We start from the raw sequence: 18,830 nt of genomic DNA, 5'->3' as shown, positions 1-18,830 counted from the left end.
CGCCATCCTGCCGCCATTCCCCGCCGCGCGCCTCCGCTCGGCAGGATCCGCACCCCACCGGCGGCGAATTCATCCACTGTTCGCCGAGCGCAGGGTCTCGCCGGAGGGGCTAGGGCATCGCCGAGGAGAGTGTGCCCATGAGGTCGTAGTGCATGCGGATCAGTCCGCCTTCGGAGCCGAATTCGGCGCGCAGTTCGTAGAGGCCGAACAGGGCGCCGGTGAAGTACGGCTCGCCGATGTAGAGCATTGCTACGCCGTGGTGTTCGAGGAAGCCGGTGACCAGGGCGCGCATGGCGGGGTAGCGGTTGCTGGGGCGGGTCAGGGGGTGCAGGAGGTTGGCGGCGTGGTCGAGCAGGGAGCACGCGTGGTCCGGGTCGGTGCCGGTGAGGGGGATGCGGGGGTCGGTGAGGGCCAGACTGGTGTAGCCGGTGGGGGTGGGCACCTGGAGCCAGCAGCGGGCGTTGCCACGATGGGCGGCCGCGGCGGACAAGGTGTGGGCGGCATTCATCTCGCGCGGGGCGGACGCCAGTGAGACCTGTTGGGCAGCAAGGTGATCTGCCCCGTGCTCGACGGCTGCGGCGCGGACGGCGGTGCTGCCCTCGAATCCGGAATCCGACCATTCCCACTGCTGGCTGCGGGCATCGTAGTGGCCGATTTCCATTGCGGTGAAAGTCAGTTCAGGCTGCTCGGCGTAGTGGAACAGCCTGGAGGCGCTGTCCCACACGGGGGTTCGCCGCGGAAGTTCGGCCAGCTCGGGAACTGCGTCGAGCAGATTTCCGGTCGTCCCGATGGCGACCGCCAGACCGGAGGCGAGTACCGGCAGCAACGCGTCCGGGAAGAAGCCCTGCGGCGATCCGGGCGCAACCGTCCATCCCGTATTCACCACGCGCGGTGCGGTTCCGGCGAGGATCTCCGCGGCGGGCCCGTCGTACTTCCGGGCGCCCTCGCCACCGGTGGCCTCCGGCACCGACGCGTCGTCGACGATCAGATAGGTATAGGCCCGGCCGCCGTGGTTGAACCTGGTCAGCCCCCGGGCCTTCAGCGCGGCCACGGCCATCAGGGCGAGTTGGTCGGCGGCCAGCCACGGATCCTCGAAATGATTCAAATCCACTATCGATTCGGTGAACTCGGGCACCTGGTGCCGAATCCCGATGTCCCGCAGCCGGGCCGAGATCTCCACCCCCGGCAGCCCTCGCATATCGCTCTTCGCCCAGGCCCACATGAAGGTGGCGTCCTCGGCGAACGAGCCCAGCTGCCCCGACCGCTCGAACGCGCGCTCACCGACCCACACCCTGGCCGCCTCCGCATCGGCCCGGGTGTGTCCCGGCGCGATGACGCGGCCGAACACCTCGTACTGTTCCATCGCCTTCGGCAAGTCTTCGCGCACAAGAGATGTCAATGCCGTACTGAATGTCCCCACGCCCCGGACGCTACCAGCCGGGCGCGGGGCCGCTCGGATTCCCGGGCGGTAGGCGGCCAGGAACGCGGTGGCGCGTCCTGAATCGACCGCTACACCGACGGCGTCAAGGTTTCCGCGATGCGAGAGCGCACGCTCGACAATGCGTCGATTTGCGCGTCGATGCTGTGCAGGCGCTGCTCGAACGCGCGGCGGGCCGCGGGGCAGGACGGGGTTTCGCGAGCGTCGCTGAGGCAGGGCAGCAGGTCCGAGATCTGGGCGACGGTCAACCCGAGGCCCAGCAGCGCCTGAATCTGCCGCACCCGGACCACTTGATCGTCGCCGAAATCCCGGTAGCCGTTGCTGTTCCGATCGTTCGCCAGCAGCCCGGCATTCGCGTAGTGGCGCACCATGCGCGTCGTCACCCCGGCCTGCTCGGCCAGTTCCCCGATCAGCATCGGCGCACCCTCGCAGTAGATCGACTTGACCTTGACACTGACGTCAAGCCATACCGTCACGGCGAAATTCCAGGCAACCCCGGGAGACCGCCGTGACCATCGACATCCACGCCCACGTGACCGCAGACCTCGAAGCCCGGCTGATCGTCGACCAGCGAGCCGGAATCGACCTGACAGTGCTGCTGTCCACTCGCGTCCACCCCGAACGCGCCCGCACCCTCGCCGAGGTCCGCACCGAATTCGCCGCCCTCCAGCAGGTCGTGTCCGGCACCGCCGTCGACCCCGCCGCCTTCCGCGGGCCTGCCGAAGAACTCCGCGCCGCACTCGACGCCCACCCCGGCCGAGTACTCGGAATGGCCGCGGCCCCACTGAGTCTGGACGAACCCACCCTCATCGAATTCGTCGACGAACAACTGCGTCACCCCGCGATGGTCGGCATCGGCGAACTCACCCCCGCCCCGGACGCCGGTCACACCATCGAACCGATGGTCCGGCTGGCCGACGACCACGGCGGAATCCCCGTCCTCGCGCACGGGTTCGCCCCCAACACCGCCGACGACCTGCGCGCCTACGCAGTGCTCGCCCGTCGCCACCCCCGCGTCCCGATCATCATCGGAGCCTTCGGCGGCCTGAATTCCCTACTCGCGGTGGACCTGGCCAAGGCCCACCCCAACCTTCACCTGGACGTGTCCAGCGCCCTCCAGGCCTTCGTGCTCAGAGCGGCCGCCGCGGAAATCCCCGCCCAACTCCTGTTCGGCTCCAACACCCCCTATGGTGTCCCGGCCGCCGCCCTGGCCACTCTTTGCGCGACCATCGAGGATGAGCCGGTGCTCACCGCCATCCTCCAGGACAACCCCGCTCGCCTCCTCGGGCGCTGATTCAGGAGATGCCGAGGGGGTTGAGGAGGGTGAAGCGCCATTCGCCGGCGGTGCGGACGGCGATGTTGGCGGTGGTGCCGGTGGGGGAGATGCGGGTGCCGTCGGGGGTGGTGAGGTGGAGGGTCCAGTCGGTGACCAGGAGGGCGGTGTCGGCGGAGAGTAGGGTGTGGCGGCTGCGATTTACGAGTTCGGCTGCGGCGGAGACAGTTTCGGTGAATTCCTGGTGCAGGGCGGCGTGGCCGGTGATCATCGCGCCGGTGGTGGTGCGCATGGTCGCGTCGGGAGTGAACAGGGCGAGGAGGCCCTCGACGTCGCCGGAGTTCAGGCGCTGCTGGAACAGGACGGGGAGTTGAGCGGCTTCGGTGATTCGGATTTCCATGCGTTCATCGTGTGCGAACCAGGGCGCCTTCAGCCAGGTTGAAACTGGACACGTCATGGTGAGAAATGGACAACCGTCGGTTAGTCCATGCCGCGCTTGCCGGGGGTCCAGAAGGGCTTGGTGCGGACGGCGCGGCGGGGCCAGTTACGTTCGTGCACAAGATGTTTGGAGATCCTCTGGATGGTGCGCGCCTCGCCCGCCAGGTAGGCGATGCCGGGGGTGTCGGGCAGTGTGAGGGCGCGGACCGCTTCGAGGAGCACCTCGGAACTCGCTGCCGAGGCGGATCCGCGCAGGGGGTGCGTCAGTTCGTCGCGGCGGGGGAGGGGGAGGCGGTCGGCCTCGGTCGCCGTCTCGATCGCGCCGTGCACGGGGGTGGCGTCGGGGATGACGCGCAGCATGGGGCCGAAGGCGGGGGCGGCGGTCTCGTCGCCGGCGAAGAGGTGGTAGGGAGCGTCGGGGTAGAGGACGAAAGAGCCTTCGGGGCCACGGAATCGGACCTGCTGACCCACCTCGGCGGTGCGGGCCCAGCGCGCGCCGGGGCCGTCGCCGTGGTCGAGGACGCACAGGTGCAGTTCGCCCTGATCCTTGTCGAAATGCCAGACGGAGTAGGTGCGCAGATCGCCGACCCGCGACAGCAGCCCGTCGCCGTCGACGAGCACCCGGACATGCTGTCCGGGAAGGCAACTCAGTGATTTCAGGGCGGGGCCGCCGATGCGCAGGCGGATGGTGCGGGCCGCGATCCGCTCGGTCTCGAGCACCTGGCCGGTGGTGAAGAAGCGGTCCAGCAGGATATCGCCGAGACCGCGGGAAGGGCGGTGGCCGATGCCGGTCTGTACGGGATTGTCGGTGTGCGCCATGGGATTACCTTCGATTCATGGTGTCGTTCACTCGGAGTGCCGACTGCGCCGTCGGCGATGCTGACGCTTGGCGTCCATCTTCAGCTGCTGCAGTTTGTGCGTGGTGGCGGTGAGAATCGCGCGCACCTCGTCGATCACGGCCGGATCGCCGTGGGAATGGGCGATCGCCGAGATCGCGGCCTTGAACAAACGCATTGCGGGCGCGATGATCTCGGTGGCGTCGGGGTCGCGGAACATCCCCCACTCGCCGCGCTGATCGGCGCGCGCCCAGATGGCGGCGATCTCCGTGCCGTGCTCGTCCACCTCGGTGCGACCGGCCGGGCTGATGTGGAAAACCTTTCGCCCACCCTCGATTTCGAGAATGGCCAGGCCCTCGTCGTCGAGCTGCTGCAACGTCGGATAGACCGCGCCCGCGCTGGGCCGATACGACCCACCGCAGCGCTGCTCCAGCCGCGACATCAACTCGTATCCGTGACCGGGCGACTCGGCGATCAATGCCATTAGCGCCCAACGTAACTCGCCGGGCCCGAAGAACCGTCCCGACCCGGGGCCGAAGCCGCCGAGCTCGGCGAAGCGACGTGGATTCACTCGCTCAAGATATATCGCAAGATATAGCTCGCGCAATACTCTCCGGGTGCGGGAGACCCGGCGTTCACTCGGTGATCGGCTCGTCCACCAGCTGCCCGGGGCAGTGCCCGCGCAGGGCCTCGAGGATCAGGGCGATCACGGTGGGATTCTTCGGCTCATCGGCGTGCGGTCCGCCATCGATGCCGGTCAGCATGCACGAATGTCCTTGCAGCGGAAGGTCGTCGGCCGTGGTGTGGAAGCTGTCGCCGTCGTCGGCGCTGGTGCGCAGGGTGGTGTAGGAGACGTCGCCGGGAGTGTCGTCACCGTGGTCGAGCTGCCGGATGAACGTGCCCGCGGGGCACATCTCCCCGCCGACGTTCGACGGCAGCAGACATGTCGGATACCAGCCGTACTGCCCGGTGCCGATCGAGACGTAATGCGCGGTCAGATGCCCGGTATCCAGGAACTTCGCGAAGTAGCGCGCCGACAGCCCGCCCATGCTGTGCCCGACCAGATCGATCCGCGCGCCCCCGTGCTCGGCCGACGCCTGCTGCGCGACCCGGGAGATGGCCTCCGCGTTGGGAATGTTCAGCTCGCCCGGCAAATCCACGACATAGACGGGATGCCCGTCCGCGGTCAGGGCGGCGCGCATGGCATCCGACCAGTCGGCGGCCAGCGGCAGCGCGCCGTGTGCGGTCCAGCCGTGCACGATGAGGACCGGATTTTCGGCGGGAAGCGCCTGTGCCCGAGTCGGGACGACGAGCAGGGTCGCGGCCAGGGCGACCGGAATGCCCCAGGCCCGCAACCTCTTTCGGATTCTCATCCATCGACCCTACGGGTCAGGCGAGCTGCTGCACACGGATCAGGTTGCCGGCGGGGTCGCGGATGGCGTAGTCGCGCACGCCGTAGGGCTGGTCGGTGGGTTCCTGGATGATCTCGGTGTCGGAGGCGCGGATGCGTTCGAAGCTGCCCTCGAGGTCCTCGGTGGCGAAGAGGATGGCGGCGAAGGTGCCCTTGGCCATCATCTCGGCGACAGTGCGGCGCTCCTCGTCGGTGATGCCCGGATCGGCGGCCGGGGGATGCAGCACGATCGAGGTCTGCGGCTGGCCGACGGGCCCGACCGTGATCCACCGCAAGCCGTTGTACCCCACGTCGTTGCGGACCTCGAAGCCGAGCAGATCGCGGTAGAAGGCGAGGGATTGCTCGGGGTCGTTGTGCGGGAGAAAGCTCGAATGAATCGTGATGTTCATGGTTTCCAGGCTAGTTGCCCGGCGCGGGAGTTCAGCGATTACGCAGCGGCCGGGTCACCTGTTTGACCACGAAGGTCGGCAGGCCCACGGTCTCGGTCTCCGCCTCGCGTTTGTAGGCGCTCGGTGACATGCCGACCAGCTCGGTGAACCGGGTGCTGAAGGTGCCCAGCGACGAACAGCCGACCTCGAAGCACACGTCGGTGACGCTGAGATCGCCGCGCCGCAGCAGTGACATCGCGCGCTCGATGCGCCGGGTCATCAGATACCCGTAGGGCGCTTCGCCGTAGGCCAGTTTGAACTGCCGACTCAGATGCCCGGCGGACATGTGCACATCGCGGGCGAGCGCCTCCACATCCAGCGGCTGCGCGTACTCCCGATCGATCCGATCGCGAACCTTCCGCAACCGTTTCAGATCGCTCAGATACTGCTCCTCGGTGGGCTTGCTGGTCACATCGGAAATCGTGCCACTTCACCGCCGAGTTGCCTACCGGACGGTCGTCATTCACTGCCGGATAGGCCCGGATCCGAACCCTGTGAACGTCGTCCCTATGATGAGGTCACGGTCGAACGTTCTCAGTGTAGAAATACGTTCTTACGCATAGTCATTCAAGATGGTCGGGTTCCGAATACCGGTCGCCCGAACGGGCGCCGGGAGCCCCGAAAGCAGCCTGTGGATGACACAGCAGAAATGCCGGTGCGACGCGCGGTGTGGAGTGGGAAATTAACACGCCGCCTGCGGCGCGGTGCGCTGCTGTTCCGCTATCGTTCATCCCACTATCCGATGCTGCTACTTGGCGCGCCAGGACTGGTTTCGTCGATTCCGGAGTGTGTGGCCGGGGCGGCCATTGCCTGTTGCGAGCCCCCGACCGACTTGAAAGATCGAGGGAACGTGCCCGTACCCGTAACTCTGACTGGCCGTCTGGTACGGCTGGAACCCCTTGCGCCGCAGCATGCCTCGGGTCTCGCAGAGGCTGCGGCGGGGAACCGCGACGATTACGCGTTCACACCTGTCCCACACGGTGTGGACGAGGCGCTGGACTACATCGCCCAGGCGCTCGCCGGGCATGCCGCCGGAACCTCCCTTGCCTTCGCGATCGTCGCCGTCGCCAGCGGCCGGTTGCTGGGCTCTACCCGGTTCTCCCGCTTCGACTATTGGCAAGGTCCGGTGGTGTGGCCACTGGTACACGGCTCGCCCAGCGGGGACCCGCTGCTCGCCGTCCCGGACGCCGCCGAGATAGGCAATACCTGGCTGTCCCGGGAGGCCCGCGGGACAGGCATCAACCTGGAGTCCAAGCTGCTGCTGTTGCAGCATGCCTTCGACGTCTGGCGGGTGCGCCGCATCGCCATGCGGGCGGATGTCCGAAACCTGCGCTCCCGCATGGCGATCGAGCGGCTCGGCGCCACCAGCGACGGGGTCCGGCGGGCGCATTCGCGCGGCTTCGACGGCGAGGTGCGCAGCACCGCCTTCTACTCCATCCTCGACGAGGAGTGGCAGAGTGTCCGGGCCACCATCGGCGAACAGCTGGCCTCGCAGCCCGCGCGGCACCACAGCCGGTTGGTCGGAGCCTGATCCCGGCTCCCCGGTCGGGGAGCGAACTCGCGAACTACGGATCGGATCGGCCGGTAGACCGGTCGGTCCGATCCATGTTCAGCGACTATAATTCCGGGTGCCCCAGCAACCCGGTCTTCGAAGGGAGCGGCGCATGCCCGACCCCACGCACACCCAGGTCTGCCTCGCCGAAGGTGTCTCCGGCACCCCTGTACTGACCCTGTTCCTCGTCCCCGAACCTCGCGTTCCCGGCGGCAGCGTGCTGCACCTGCTCGAACAGACGCCCTTGTCGCCCAGCTCGATTCCCCGGCCCAACCCGCACCTCATCGACTGGCTGCATGCGCACAGCGCGCCGACCATTCGCACCCGGTTCCGCGAGTTCGACACCACCCGGCGGGATCCGCGCACCCTGCACGCGGTGCTGCACGACCACTTCATCGCCGACCCGGGACCCATTGGACTCGACAGCGACGATCCGGCCGAGATGACCCGCCTGGCCCTGCTGCCCGAACACTGGCTGGGCGCACGGCGCATCGACGACTTCCACGACCACGCGGTCCGGACCGCCATGCTCGCGGTCTACCGGCACTTCGGCGTCGACCGGCGCATCCCGCTGATGTATCACGGCTATGCCGAACCCGAGGACGGCTGGTTCGAAGTGCCTGCGGCGCAGGCCTGAACGACTATTCGAACGGGACCACGGTCAGCAGCCGCCACGGCCGCTGCGGGGCCTGGAAACCGAAGGTCTGCACATACATCCGGCGTTCCCGCTTGCCCTCGGGCTCCCGCATGAGCACGGTGCGCTCGCCGGGTTCCGGGGCGGGGGCCTCGTTGCGCCACAGTCGATCCCAATCCGGCGACCGGCGGCAGAGATTGACGATCTCCTCCACCCGCTCCGGCCGCAGCCCGGGCGCGGAATCGCGGAACACCGACACCATCTCCTGCGCCTCCGCCTCCCAATCGCCGAGGCGGTAGCGGGCCATCGGCTCGAGCAGGATGGCGGTCATCAGATTCGCGCCGGGACCGGAGCCCGGGAACAGATGCCGGAAGGCCGTGTTCACGGCCACCACGTCATAGCCACCGTCGTGCAGGCAGGCCGGATGCGGAAGGCTGTGCAGCAGCGCCAGATCGGCTTCCGGCGGCTCGGAGGGGTCGAACACCCTAGGCAGTGTGGGGGATGACTCTTCAGATCGACTTTGCATCGAGTTAAGCCCGGTCACAAGACTGGGTACTGCCGCAGAATTTCTGCCATATTGAGAGGATCCTGTTTGGTTTTATTCGTAGTGGGTAAGGGGTCGGGCGACAGCATGGCGGTCATACGGCTCGGGGTGCTCGGCCCACTGCACATCGGTTTCGACGGACAGCGGGTGCCGCCGGGCGCGCCCATGCAGTGCGCGGTACTGGGACGACTCGTCGCCGCGGGCGGCCGCGTGGTCCCCACCGACCGGCTCATCGACGACCTCTGGCACGGCGACCCGCCCGCCAAAGCCGTTGCCGCGCTCCAGGTGTACATCCACAACCTGCGCCGCGTCTTCGAACCCGACCGGCCGCGGCGCGCGCACTCGCGCATCATCGTCTCGGAATCGCACGGCTACGCGCTGAATCTGGAACCGGCGCAGGTCGATTCGTGGCACTTCGAACAGCTGCTGCACGGACACGAGGCCGCCATGCGCGACCCGGCCGGGCGGCCCGACCCGCTCGAGCAGTGCCGGGTACTCGACGCGGCCCTGGCCTGCTGGCACGGTGGAGCCTTCGAATCCTTCCCCGGAATGCCCTGGGCGGCACAGGAAGCCGCCCGGCTGCACGCCCTGCGACTGACCGCCGCCGAACTGCGCGCCCAGGCCGCCCTGGAATTGAACCGGCCCGCCGAGGTGGTGCTCGCACTGCGGCCCATCCTGGAGGAACATCCGGGACGTGAGGAATGCGCGCGGCTGCTGGCCCTCGCGCAGTACCGACTGGGACAGTCGCTGGACGCGCTCGCCACCGTGCGCCGCCTCCGCGAATTCCTCACCCTCGAATTCGGGGTGGATCCCGGGCCCGGACTGCGGGAACTGGAAACCGCCATCCTCACCCACTCGGTGGACGCCGAGACCGTCACCGCGCCCATCGTGCTGCGGCCCGTCGAACCCGCCCCCGCTCCCGCCCCGGAACCCTTGCCGGACAGCGGATATGCCACCCAGCGCGCGGCCGTGCTGGCCGCCGCCGACAGCGCCGCCGCCGGACACGTGCGGCTGGTGTGGCTCTCCGGTGAGGCCGGGGCGGGCAAGACCACCCTCACCGCCGCCATCGCCACCCAGCTCGCCGAACGCGGCTGGACCACCGTCTTCGGCCGCTGCCCCGAGGTGGAGAGCGCGCCGCCCGCCTGGGCCTGGGCCGAGGTCCTCACCGGACTCGACGCCGCCGACCCCGAAACCTTCACCGCCGCCGACGCTTTCACGCTGGCCCGGCGGGTGGTGCGGTCCTGCCGGGAACGCGCCACCGTCACCCCCGTGGTGATCGTCCTCGAGGATGTGCACGGCGCGGACACCGCCACCCTGCAGGTGCTGCGCCAGGTGGTGAACTGGCTGCGCGACCGGCCCATCCTCATCGTCGCCACGTTGCGCGGCACCGAGGCCGGGGCCGGAGTCCGCGATACCGCCGCCGCCCTGGCGCTTTTCACCGCCGACCGCATCGAACTCGACGGCCTCGACATGGCGGGCACCCGTCGCGCCGCCGCGGCCGCCGGACTCACCACCCTCGACGACCGCACCGTCGAACTGCTGCGCCGTCGCACCGGCGGCAACCCGCTGTTCGTGCGCGAACTCGCCAAACTGGTCGCCGCCGAGGGCAGCACCGACGCCCTGCCCGACAGCGTGCGAGACCTGCTGGGCCGCCGCATCTCCCAGCTCTCCGCCGAGGTCGTCGACCTGCTGCGCCAGCTCTCGGTCTGGGGCGAGGACAGCGACATCACCACCCTCGCGGCGTCCGTCGCGCACTCCGCCGACACCGTCATCGATCTGGTCGACACCGCCGAAACCGCCCGCCTGCTGCGCACCGACCGCAGCGGCCGCGTCACCTTCGACCACGCCCTCGTACGCGAGACCGTCTACTACGACATCCCCGCCCTGCGCCGCGCCCGCATGCACTGGTCCGCCTTCGAATACCTGCGCGGCACCGGACAATCCGACGACGCCGCCGAATCCGGCTCGCCCGCCGGGACCGCGGCCGGGTTCGACGGCACTCGATCCGCACCGCGCGAAGGGACTCGGGCGCTGTCCGCCCTGCGCGGTGCCGACCAGGTGGTAGCGGCCCTGCTCGGTGCACAACAGCCCGCCGCGATCACCTACGACGACCGGGCGCTGTCGGCTCTGCACGGCGCGGACCGGGTGGCGGCCACGTTCGGGGAACCCCGGAGAACTGCGGGCAGCCAGGCGAATTCGCGCCCGGCCATCCCGAACAAGGAGACCGGGACCCGACCCGCCGGCTCACCCGAGCGCACCGCCGACAGTATCGACAGCGGAACATCGGGCAGCGCGCATGACGCGGCCTCGGGCATCGAACCCCGGCGCAGCCCGGACAGCGGCGAGCTGCTCCGATCCGGGGCGCAGGAACGTGACCAGGCCTGGTCCGGGGCGTCGGTTCCACTGTCGTCATGGGAAACGGTCTCGGTGCCGCCGGGCGTCGACATCGACGCGCTGGCGCATCACGGGGCACTGGGTGCGGACGGTGAAACCGCCTCGGTGGCACTGCCGTACGTGCGCGCCGCCGCGCGCCGGTGCGTGGAGCGGCGGATGCGGGCCGACGCGGTGCGGCGGTGGCGGTCGGCGCTGTCGCTGCACGACCTGGCCGGGCACGCGGAAGCCGGTGCGCCACGGGCGGATCGCCTCGCGCTGCTGGAGGCGCGGTGCGAGCTCGTGGTCGCGCTGGCCTACGACGGGCAGCACATCGCGGCGCGGACGGCCCGCGAGCAGGCCCTGGATCTGGCCGAATCCATCGGCGGCACAGACCTGATCGCGCACGCCGCCACCTGCTGGCCGACCCCGCTGATCTGGTCGGTGCACGACTGGCACACGCCCGACCCGCGACTACGCGAACCGCTGCGCGACGCGCTCTCCGACCCGGAACTACCCCTGGAGACGCGGGTCTGGTTGCAGGTCACCAATGCCTTCGACCGTGCCATCGAGGACCCCTCGGCGGCGCGCATCGCCGCGGCCACCGCCATGACCATCGCCGAAACCCTCGACGATCCCGACCTGCTGTGCACCGTCATCAACGCGCAGGCGTTCGCGGCGTTCGCCGCCGGCGGGTTCCTGCGCGCCCACGACCTGCGCCGCCACGCCACCCGGCTGCTCGACGAAGCCACCGCCGCCGAACTCACCGAATTCCGCGCGCTCGCACACTATCTGCTGTTCCGGGCCACCCTCGCCGACGCCGACCTGGTGGCCGCCGCCGACCACGCCCGCGACGCCAGCGCCTACGCCACCGACGGCCAGCTGCGGCACCTGCTCGACGCCATCGCACCCTTCGGCATGGTGCTGGAACTGTTGCGCGGCAACACCGACGAGGTGCTGAAGCTGCTCGCCGAGGGCTACGCGGACCTCGACGACCTCGTCGCGCACTCCGGGGAGGGCGCGGCCGAACCCACCCGCGACCCCAACGCCCTGCACGTCGGCATCGCCATCTCGCTCGGCTGGCTGCGCAACGACTTCTCCGACTACCTGACCGATCTGCGCGAGCGCACCGCGATCAAGCCCGAACTGTTCATCCACGGCTACGCACTGGCCCTGGTGCACGCCGGGCAGCCCGAGGAGGCACGCCGGGTGCTGGCCACCGCGCCCCCGCTGGCGCCGCAGTTCTGGTCCACCTTCACCGCCGTCAAGGCGCGGCTGGCCATCGCCCTCGACGAACCCGCCGAAGCCCTCGACCTCTACCGGCAACTGCTGCACTACTCCGGCACCGTGTGCGGATTGGAAACCGGCGCTTCGGTATTGGGACCCATGGATTACGTGCTCGCCGAACTCGCGGCCTTCCTCGGTGATCACGAGCGCGCGGCCGCTTTCCGCGCCGAGGCCGAAATGCTGCAGGCGCGGCTGCAATCCGAACTCGTCGAACTCGCGCCCCCGGGAGTGGGGCTCATGCAGGCCAGTCGACTGGGACCCGCCGGACGGGGTCGGTTGGTGCACCGGAACTGAACTGCCGAGGGAACTCGGACGTCGCGCCGCGCGTCTTACCTTCAGGCCGGAAAACGGCCGAAAGGGGAGGACGAGCATGGCATTTCGACAGGAAGATCCGGTGCGATCACGCCGCCCGGCGCGGCGGTGGCGGGTGATCGGCACGGTGGCGCTGGTACTGGTGGCGGTGCTGGCGGTCGGCGGGGTGACCGGCGTGCGCTGGCTGCAGCAGCACCAGCGGCAGCCACAGCCCTTCGGGCCCAGGGAAATGGCGGGCAATCTCGTGCACGACTTCCCGGACGCGGACCGCGGCGGGCTCGACGCCGGGCAGACGCGGGTTCTCGAAGTGCTGCGACAGCAATTCGACGAGCAGAGTGGGCGGGACAAATACTCCGGGGGCATCGACGAACCATGGTGCGCGGACTTCGTCAGCTGGGTGATGCGCGAGGCCGGACAACCATTCAGCAATCCCAATTCCGGGTCGTGGCGGATTCCCGGCGTCAACACCTTGGAGGAGTACTTCCGGGGACAGCATCGTTTCCAGGAAGCGAACTCGAGTTATCTGCCGCATGTCGGTGACGTGGTGATGTACAGCGATCACAGCGTCTTCCATCAGCACACGAATATCATTGTCGCCGTGGATGGGGATACCATCACTACCGTAGGCGGCAATGAGGCCGGAGAAAGTGGGGGCATTGCCATCCACGAATTCCGTGCATCGGGTACAACTGGCCTGGTCGGATTCGGTTCATTGGGAACACGCTGATTCCACATTCTGGAAACACGCGGGGCGGGGTGTACAACTCGACACATCTTCCGCCTACGATGGGTTTCGGTGGCGCCCGGCAGCGCTGCCGATCGGTCCCTGTCCTGCTGCCCCCTCATCGGCAGGACAGGGATCCCCGCCCGACGAAAGAAGCTGGATGACGTCCGAAGAACCGACATGGATCGACTACGCCGAATTCGGCGAGCGGTTCGTGGCGGCGGCGGTGACGGAATCCCGGATCGAGTCAGCGGTCTCGAGCGTCGCCGGACGCGGGATGACCATCGGTCCCTTCGGAATCGGCCCCGCCGGACTCGCCCGCTTCGTGGCCAAGGGCAGCATCGGGAAACCCAGCATCGTGCGCCGCGGGCCACACGTGCACTTCGACGTCATGCTCCCGGTGAAACTGCGGGTCGACGTCACCCTGGGCGGGCAGCGGCTGCGCCTGGAAGCCGTGGTGGAGATCGACCTCGACATGCACGCGCGCACCGCCGACCCGCTGCTCATCGTCATCGACATTCCCCCGGTCACCGGCCGCGACGTCAGCTTCGTGATGCGCGCGCAGGCCATCGGCACCGCCTGGGAAGTGCTGCTCGACCCGATCGCCAAGCTCATCCAGAACGAGGTCGCCAACCGCGTCAACGGCATTCTCGCCGACCCGGATTCGCAGCGCGGCCGCACCTTCGACGTGGAAGCCATTCTCAACGGGACGGATTCGGCCTATCGCGGCCGCCCGACCCACGACTGGATCGGCTACGACGAATTCGGCCGCCGCTTCTTCAGCCGCATCGTGACCGCGGACCGGGTGCGGGAGGTGGTGGAGAACCTGGCGGGCAAGCCGATCGAGGTCGGCCCGCTGCGCACCGGACCCGGCAACAAGGCCGAGGTGTGGGTGCAGGGCAGTGTCCGGCTGCCCAAGGTGTCGGACCCCCGGCCGGTGCTGCCGCAACCCGAACCGCGGATCGCCGAATTGCCCAGCACCGCACCGAAACCCGAGGTCGAGCCGGAGCCGCACGATCCCGCGCTGGTGCGCTTCGAGCTGACCATTCCGGTGACCCTCGACATCTCGGTGGATGTGCTCAAGACCAACCGCTATCGGGCCGAGGTACAGGTGCCGGTCGCGCTCACCGCGCGGGCTGCCGAACCGTTGCTGATCGTCATCGACGCGGTGCCGCCGTCGGCGCGGGACATCGATCTGGAGATGACCGCCGAGGGCTGGCGGGCCGCCGCGCTGGGCAAGATCGCCGGGATGCGCAAGCAGATCGCCGTGCAGGTGGCGTCGGTGGTGCGCAAGGAGGTGGCCGACGTGTCGCGTCGGACCATCGATGTCGGCGCGCGTTTGAACGCCACCCGCGTCCGTTAGCTGCACATTCGCCAATTTTTCGATTCCGCCCGTTTTCGTGGGGATGTGACATATGGTGCCGTTGTGCCTCATGAGCCTGGCGATTCCAATGTGAGTGTGGTGAAATGAGGACACGTTCAGGGCTCCCGGCGCACGGATGATCTTGTTGTTCATCGGGGAAGGTGCGCCGGGCACGCCGCAGTAGATCCACCGGTCGCGGATCGGGCAGTCTCCCGGCATTCGCTATCGGCAAGTTCGACCAGCGAGTGTGCGAAGGAGCCCGTGATGCGTACTGTCCATGTCAATCGCCGGAACTTCTTGACCGGCGCGACGATTCTCGCGGCCGCGGGCGCCGCCGGGCTGACGCTCCCGCCCGCCACCGCCGCGGCCAAACAATCCCTCGGCACCCTGCTCGACTACGCGGGCGGCGTGCCCTCGGCCCAATCCATCAGTGACGACGGACATCTCGGCGTCATCCGCTACGTCTCCGACCGGCGACCCGGCGCGGAATGGATGGAGGGCAAGCCCCTGCTCTCACGCGAAGTCGACGCGCTGCGCTCGTCCGGGCTGTCGGTGGTGTCCTGCTACCAGTTCGGCAAGGGACCCAGCGCCGACTGGCGCGGCGGCTACGAAGCCGGATTGAAGCACGCCGCAAGGGGATTGGTGCTGCACAAGGCGGCCGGCGGCCCCGACGCCGCACCCATCTACGCCTCCATCGACGACAACCCCAGCGACGAGGAATTCGACACCCTCATCCAGCCCTATCTGCGCGGTTGGGAAACCGTCATCGGCCACGGCCGCACCGGCGTCTACGCCAACTCCCCGACCATCGACAACCTCACCGACACCGGCCTGGGCGCCTTCTACTGGCAACACAATTGGGGCACCCCGGCCGGATACGTCCACCCCGACGCCCACCTGCACCAGTTCGAGATCGACAAGCGCCAGGTGGGCGGCATCGCGGTCGACGTGAACTCGGTCCTGGTCCCGCAATACGGCCAGTGGTGGTGATCGCCACCTCTCGGCGGCTCTCGTGCCTCGCTGCCTGACGGCAGCGAGGCACGAACAGACAAGGGGAAGAGGCGCTCTCGGCTTGCCCGCCCACAACAAGGAGCCCGAGTCAGCGCCCAGGGGTGGGCTCGGCGGGCAGGGCCACAGCGCTCGAAGTCGCAGTGCGCGAGTCTGTTCAGTGCTGTTCGAGTACTAGGTCTGGCAGTGGCAGGTGGGGTCCGCCACGAGATCCGGCTCTTCGGGGACTACACGGAGGGTGTAGTGGGGGTCGGGGGTGTCGCGGTCGTTCGAGAAGACCTGGCGGTCACCGGCCCAGGAGAACAGGGAGAAGCGGGACAGGCCGGAGAAGGCCGAGCTGAGGCTGGCGAACGAGGCCGAGGAGAGGATGGAGCCGAAGGAGCCGGCGGATCCGATCGACAGCACCGAGCCGACGCTGCCGATGGAGAGGATCGAGTACGCCGAGCCGATCGACAGGATCGATCCCTCCGAGCGAATCGAGAGGATCGATCGGCGCGATTGCAGTCCCCGCGAAGGGTGAGTCACAGCGGCCATATATAGCGGTCTACCACAGGCGGCACTCGACGGAAACGATTTCGCCCCCGTCCGCACCGACCGGAGTCGAGGGCGAACGGGGGCGAAAAGCTTCGCTACGTTTGAGTTTTCGCTCAGGCGACGGTGAAGAAACCGATGGTCGGCAGGAACGAGCAGGTGATCGGCTGCGTCTCCGGGTCGGCCTGGGTGGTCAGCGAACCCGAGACCACCGCGACCACGCGGCCGGAGCCGGTGTTGGCGATCGCCGACATGGTGGCCGGTCCGCCGGGGTTGATCTTGGCGTCGTCGGTCAGGTTCTGCACCCCGCTGGCGCGGGTGTCCAGGTTGAGCCACTGCACGGTCATCGGGGACGGCTGCGGGTCGGTCGGGCTCTTGGTGCCCAGCGCGGTGAACACGAAACCGGTCTGACCCGCGCCCGGTCCGGGCGGCGGCAGGGTGGCCGGGCCACCCACGGCCAGCGCGGTGCCCACCGAGTCGGCGGAGGCCGAGATGCAGCCCTTGCCGATGGTCGGCCACAGGAACTGCGAGATGACCGGGCCGTCCTTCGGAATGTCCGGTCCGCCACCGCCACTGCCGTCGAGGAAGGTGATGATCGCGGTCAGCGTGGTCTTGAGCGAATCGGGCAGATTCGACGACAGCAGCAGCTGCTTGGCCTGCGCGAGAATGGCGTTCTTGGGCCCGGCGTCGGCGATGTCGGCCGGACCGGCGGCCGCGCCGATGATGGCCGGAACCAGTGAAGCCAGCGCGTCGACGGGGACGCCCTCGGGGACCATCGGAATGGACGAGGCGGGCTGAGGGGCCTGCGCGGGCTTCGCGTAGGCGGTAGGCACGGCGACGGCGGCGCTGGCCGCAAGAGCCAACGCGGACATCGCGAATCGCGATCCTCGGGTGCGAAGCACTGGTGTAGCCGTCCTTACCTTCGGGTACATCTAGCGGCGATGGAGACATCGCTCCGCGCCACTCTAGGGACCGGGTTGCCTTGTTGTACAGCCACGGTGTGATCTTGGCGAACTAGATCAGGCCACGCTATCGAACGGCTGACCAGATTCCGTGTTACTGATGTGGTCAGTGATGCAAATGTTACAGACAATGACCCGCGATCCCCGGTATATCCACGGGTGCGGCTACCCTTGACCGCGCCCGCCCGCCGCGTTCGTCGGCATCAATTCCGCCGCTGACCGCCCGAGCCGAAAGTCCGTGCCGTGAATCGACGCGTCCTGTGAATCACCGTCGCCTGGCCGTCGCGGCACTGGGTATTTCGGTGCTCGTCCGCCTGCTGTGGGTGCTGCTGCTGCCCAACGGCATGAACTTCGTCGACCTGCACGTCTATGTCGACGGCTCCGCGAATTTCGGCAGCGGAACCCTCTATGACTACACGGATTCCAGTAAGACACCGGACTTTCCGCTGCCGTTCACCTATCCGCCGTTCGCGGCGCTGGTGTTCTATCCGCTGCACTTCCTGCCGTTCGGCGTGATCGCCATCGGCTGGCTGCTGGCGACGGTGGCCGCGCTGTTCGGTGTGGTGTGGCTGTCGTTCGAGATGCTGGTCGGTAGTGAGGCCATGCGTGAATCGTCTTGGCGCACAGCGGCTGTCGCGTGGACGGCGATCGGTCTGTGGCTGGAGCCGGTGCGCACCACCCTCGACTACGGACAGGTCAATGTCTTCCTGGTGCTGCTGGCCATGCTGGCGGTGCGCAGCACCCGGTCCTGGGTATCGGGCCTGCTGGTGGGCGCGGCGGCCGGGGTGAAGCTGATTCCGGCGGTGACGGGTCTGTACTTCCTGGCCCGCAGGCGCTGGGCGGCGGCGGTCTACTCGGCGCTCGCGTTCGCCGGGACCATCGTGCTGACCTATGCGATCTCACCGGACGAGACCAACAAGTACTTCCGCGAGTTGCTAGGTGATGCCCGGCGCATCGGACCGGTGGGCTCGGCAACCAACCAGTCGCTGCGCGGCGCGCTCAGCCGCCTGGTCGGCCACGATGTGGTGTCCGGACCGCTGTGGCTGGCGGCGGTGCTGGTGACCGCGGTGCTCGCGTTCTTCGCCTGGCGCGCACTGGCTTCCGACGATCGGCTGGGCACCCTGCTCATCGTGCAGCTGTTCGGCCTGATGGTGTCGCCGATCTCGTGGTCGCACCATTGGATCTGGCTGATCCCGGTCATCCTGTGGCTGCTCTACGGTCCGCTGCGGGAGGCGGCGGGGGCGCGGGTGCTGGCGGGATTCTGGTTGACCGTCACCGTGATCGGCGTGCCGTGGGTGCTCGGGTTCTTCCAGCATTCGATCTGGACCATCTCCCGGCCGGGCATCCTGTCGTGGCTGGGCGCGGTGGACGTGATCGGCGTGCTGGCCCTGTTCGTCTGGATCATCCGGGCCGGGCGGCTCAGCTCTGCGCCGCTTGCCGATCGATCTCGTGAGCCAGTGCCACATCCAGCGGGGTGAGGCCGCCCGCCGAATGGGTGGAGAGCGTGAAAGTGACTCGCCGCCAACGGATATCGATATCGGGATGATGATTGGCGGCCTCGGCGGCGAGCGCGACCCGGCGCACCAATTCGACGCCGCCCAGGAATGACGATGCTTCCACCGTGCGGGTGAGGCTGTCGCCCACGTGATTCCAGCTCGGGAGTTCGGTGAGGGCCTTGGCGATGTCGTCTTCGGAGAGCAGCGCGGGACTCATGGTCCC

General features: G+C 68.4%; 20 protein-coding genes. 8 read left to right on the top strand and 12 right to left on the bottom strand.

Annotated features, from left to right (window positions below):
- Positions 1 to 109: 109 nt before the first annotated feature.
- Both OG300_RS25910 and OG300_RS25905 read right to left on the bottom strand, forming a co-directional pair.
- Positions 110 to 1,420: a DUF6882 domain-containing protein gene (locus OG300_RS25910; RefSeq protein ID WP_405485639.1), complete on the bottom strand. Its 1,311-nt coding sequence runs from the start codon at positions 1,418 to 1,420 to the stop codon at positions 110 to 112.
- Between the two features lie 89 nt (positions 1,421 to 1,509).
- Entirely contained in the window at positions 1,510 to 1,914 is a 405-nt protein-coding gene (locus OG300_RS25905) for a MerR family transcriptional regulator (RefSeq protein ID WP_405485638.1), read from the bottom strand.
- Between the two features lie 32 nt (positions 1,915 to 1,946).
- Between OG300_RS25905 and OG300_RS25900 the strand changes: the two genes are divergently transcribed.
- Positions 1,947 to 2,732: an amidohydrolase family protein gene (locus OG300_RS25900; RefSeq protein ID WP_405485637.1), complete on the top strand. Its 786-nt coding sequence runs from the start codon at positions 1,947 to 1,949 to the stop codon at positions 2,730 to 2,732.
- Between the two features lies 1 nt (position 2,733).
- Here OG300_RS25900 and OG300_RS25895 read toward each other — a convergent pair whose 3' ends face one another.
- The 6 genes from OG300_RS25895 to OG300_RS25870 all read right to left on the bottom strand — a co-directional run bounded on the left by OG300_RS25895 (position 2,734) and on the right by OG300_RS25870 (position 6,236).
- Positions 2,734 to 3,111, bottom strand: coding sequence for a YybH family protein (locus OG300_RS25895; protein WP_405485636.1), 378 nt, complete (start codon positions 3,109 to 3,111; stop codon positions 2,734 to 2,736).
- 80 nt (positions 3,112 to 3,191) lie between these two features.
- Positions 3,192 to 3,968: a siderophore-interacting protein gene (locus OG300_RS25890; RefSeq protein WP_405485635.1), complete on the bottom strand. Its 777-nt coding sequence runs from the start codon at positions 3,966 to 3,968 to the stop codon at positions 3,192 to 3,194.
- A gap of 27 nt (positions 3,969 to 3,995) precedes the next feature.
- Positions 3,996 to 4,556: a PadR family transcriptional regulator gene (locus tag OG300_RS25885; RefSeq protein ID WP_405485634.1), complete on the bottom strand. Its 561-nt coding sequence runs from the start codon at positions 4,554 to 4,556 to the stop codon at positions 3,996 to 3,998.
- Between the two features lie 64 nt (positions 4,557 to 4,620).
- On the bottom strand, positions 4,621 to 5,358 hold the full coding sequence (locus OG300_RS25880) for an esterase/lipase family protein (protein WP_405485633.1): 738 nt from the start codon (positions 5,356 to 5,358) through the stop codon (positions 4,621 to 4,623).
- Between the two features lie 16 nt (positions 5,359 to 5,374).
- Complete coding sequence (locus OG300_RS25875) at positions 5,375 to 5,785, bottom strand: VOC family protein (RefSeq protein WP_405485632.1); 411 nt, start codon at positions 5,783 to 5,785, stop codon at positions 5,375 to 5,377.
- A 31-nt stretch (positions 5,786 to 5,816) separates the two neighbouring features.
- Complete coding sequence (locus tag OG300_RS25870; RefSeq protein ID WP_405485631.1) at positions 5,817 to 6,236, bottom strand: helix-turn-helix transcriptional regulator; 420 nt, start codon at positions 6,234 to 6,236, stop codon at positions 5,817 to 5,819.
- A 438-nt stretch (positions 6,237 to 6,674) separates the two neighbouring features.
- Between OG300_RS25870 and OG300_RS25865 the strand changes: the two genes are divergently transcribed.
- A complete protein-coding gene (locus OG300_RS25865; RefSeq protein ID WP_405485630.1) occupies positions 6,675 to 7,355 on the top strand; it encodes a GNAT family N-acetyltransferase in 681 nt (226 codons plus the stop codon).
- A 133-nt stretch (positions 7,356 to 7,488) separates the two neighbouring features.
- Complete coding sequence (locus OG300_RS25860; RefSeq protein WP_405485629.1) at positions 7,489 to 8,013, top strand: hypothetical protein; 525 nt, start codon at positions 7,489 to 7,491, stop codon at positions 8,011 to 8,013.
- 4 nt (positions 8,014 to 8,017) lie between these two features.
- Here OG300_RS25860 and OG300_RS25855 read toward each other — a convergent pair whose 3' ends face one another.
- Positions 8,018 to 8,494 (bottom strand): hypothetical protein, encoded by a 477-nt coding sequence (locus OG300_RS25855; protein WP_405485628.1) that lies wholly within the window; start codon positions 8,492 to 8,494, stop codon positions 8,018 to 8,020.
- Positions 8,495 to 8,641: 147 nt separating this feature from the next.
- Between OG300_RS25855 and OG300_RS25850 the strand changes: the two genes are divergently transcribed.
- The 4 genes from OG300_RS25850 to OG300_RS25835 all read left to right on the top strand — a co-directional run bounded on the left by OG300_RS25850 (position 8,642) and on the right by OG300_RS25835 (position 15,600).
- Entirely contained in the window at positions 8,642 to 12,505 is a 3,864-nt protein-coding gene (locus OG300_RS25850) for a BTAD domain-containing putative transcriptional regulator (RefSeq protein WP_405485627.1), read from the top strand.
- Between the two features lie 133 nt (positions 12,506 to 12,638).
- Entirely contained in the window at positions 12,639 to 13,250 is a 612-nt protein-coding gene (locus OG300_RS25845; protein ID WP_405485626.1) for a CHAP domain-containing protein, read from the top strand.
- A gap of 157 nt (positions 13,251 to 13,407) precedes the next feature.
- Entirely contained in the window at positions 13,408 to 14,610 is a 1,203-nt protein-coding gene (locus OG300_RS25840; protein WP_405485625.1) for a hypothetical protein, read from the top strand.
- Between the two features lie 264 nt (positions 14,611 to 14,874).
- Positions 14,875 to 15,600 carry a DUF1906 domain-containing protein gene (locus OG300_RS25835; protein WP_405485624.1) on the top strand — a complete coding sequence of 242 codons (726 nt, stop codon included), beginning with the start codon at positions 14,875 to 14,877 and terminating at the stop codon, positions 15,598 to 15,600.
- 192 nt (positions 15,601 to 15,792) lie between these two features.
- On the opposite strand, the gene OG300_RS25830 is transcribed toward OG300_RS25835, so the two are convergent.
- Positions 15,793 to 16,152, bottom strand: a complete 360-nt coding sequence (locus OG300_RS25830) for a hypothetical protein (RefSeq protein ID WP_405485623.1) — start codon at positions 16,150 to 16,152, stop codon at positions 15,793 to 15,795.
- A 113-nt stretch (positions 16,153 to 16,265) separates the two neighbouring features.
- Positions 16,266 to 17,021, bottom strand: coding sequence for a hypothetical protein (locus OG300_RS25825; RefSeq protein ID WP_405485622.1), 756 nt, complete (start codon positions 17,019 to 17,021; stop codon positions 16,266 to 16,268).
- A gap of 239 nt (positions 17,022 to 17,260) precedes the next feature.
- Here OG300_RS25825 and OG300_RS25820 point away from each other — a divergent pair, with 239 nt between their 5' ends.
- Complete coding sequence (locus OG300_RS25820) at positions 17,261 to 18,589, top strand: mannosyltransferase (protein WP_405498677.1); 1,329 nt, start codon at positions 17,261 to 17,263, stop codon at positions 18,587 to 18,589.
- Here OG300_RS25820 and OG300_RS25815 read toward each other — a convergent pair.
- The gene (locus tag OG300_RS25815) at positions 18,531 to 18,824 is read right to left on the bottom strand and encodes a 4a-hydroxytetrahydrobiopterin dehydratase (protein ID WP_405485621.1); all 294 of its coding nucleotides are present in this window, start codon (positions 18,822 to 18,824) and stop codon (positions 18,531 to 18,533) included. The two genes, OG300_RS25820 and OG300_RS25815, sit on opposite strands and share 59 nt — an antisense overlap.
- Positions 18,825 to 18,830 lie beyond the last annotated feature (6 nt).

Source organism: Nocardia sp. NBC_00511 (genome assembly GCF_045161165.1).
Taxonomy (GTDB): domain Bacteria; phylum Actinomycetota; class Actinomycetes; order Mycobacteriales; family Mycobacteriaceae; genus Nocardia.
The sequence above is the reverse complement of the archived record's forward strand: the minus strand, read 5'-3'. Positions and strand labels throughout refer to the sequence as shown.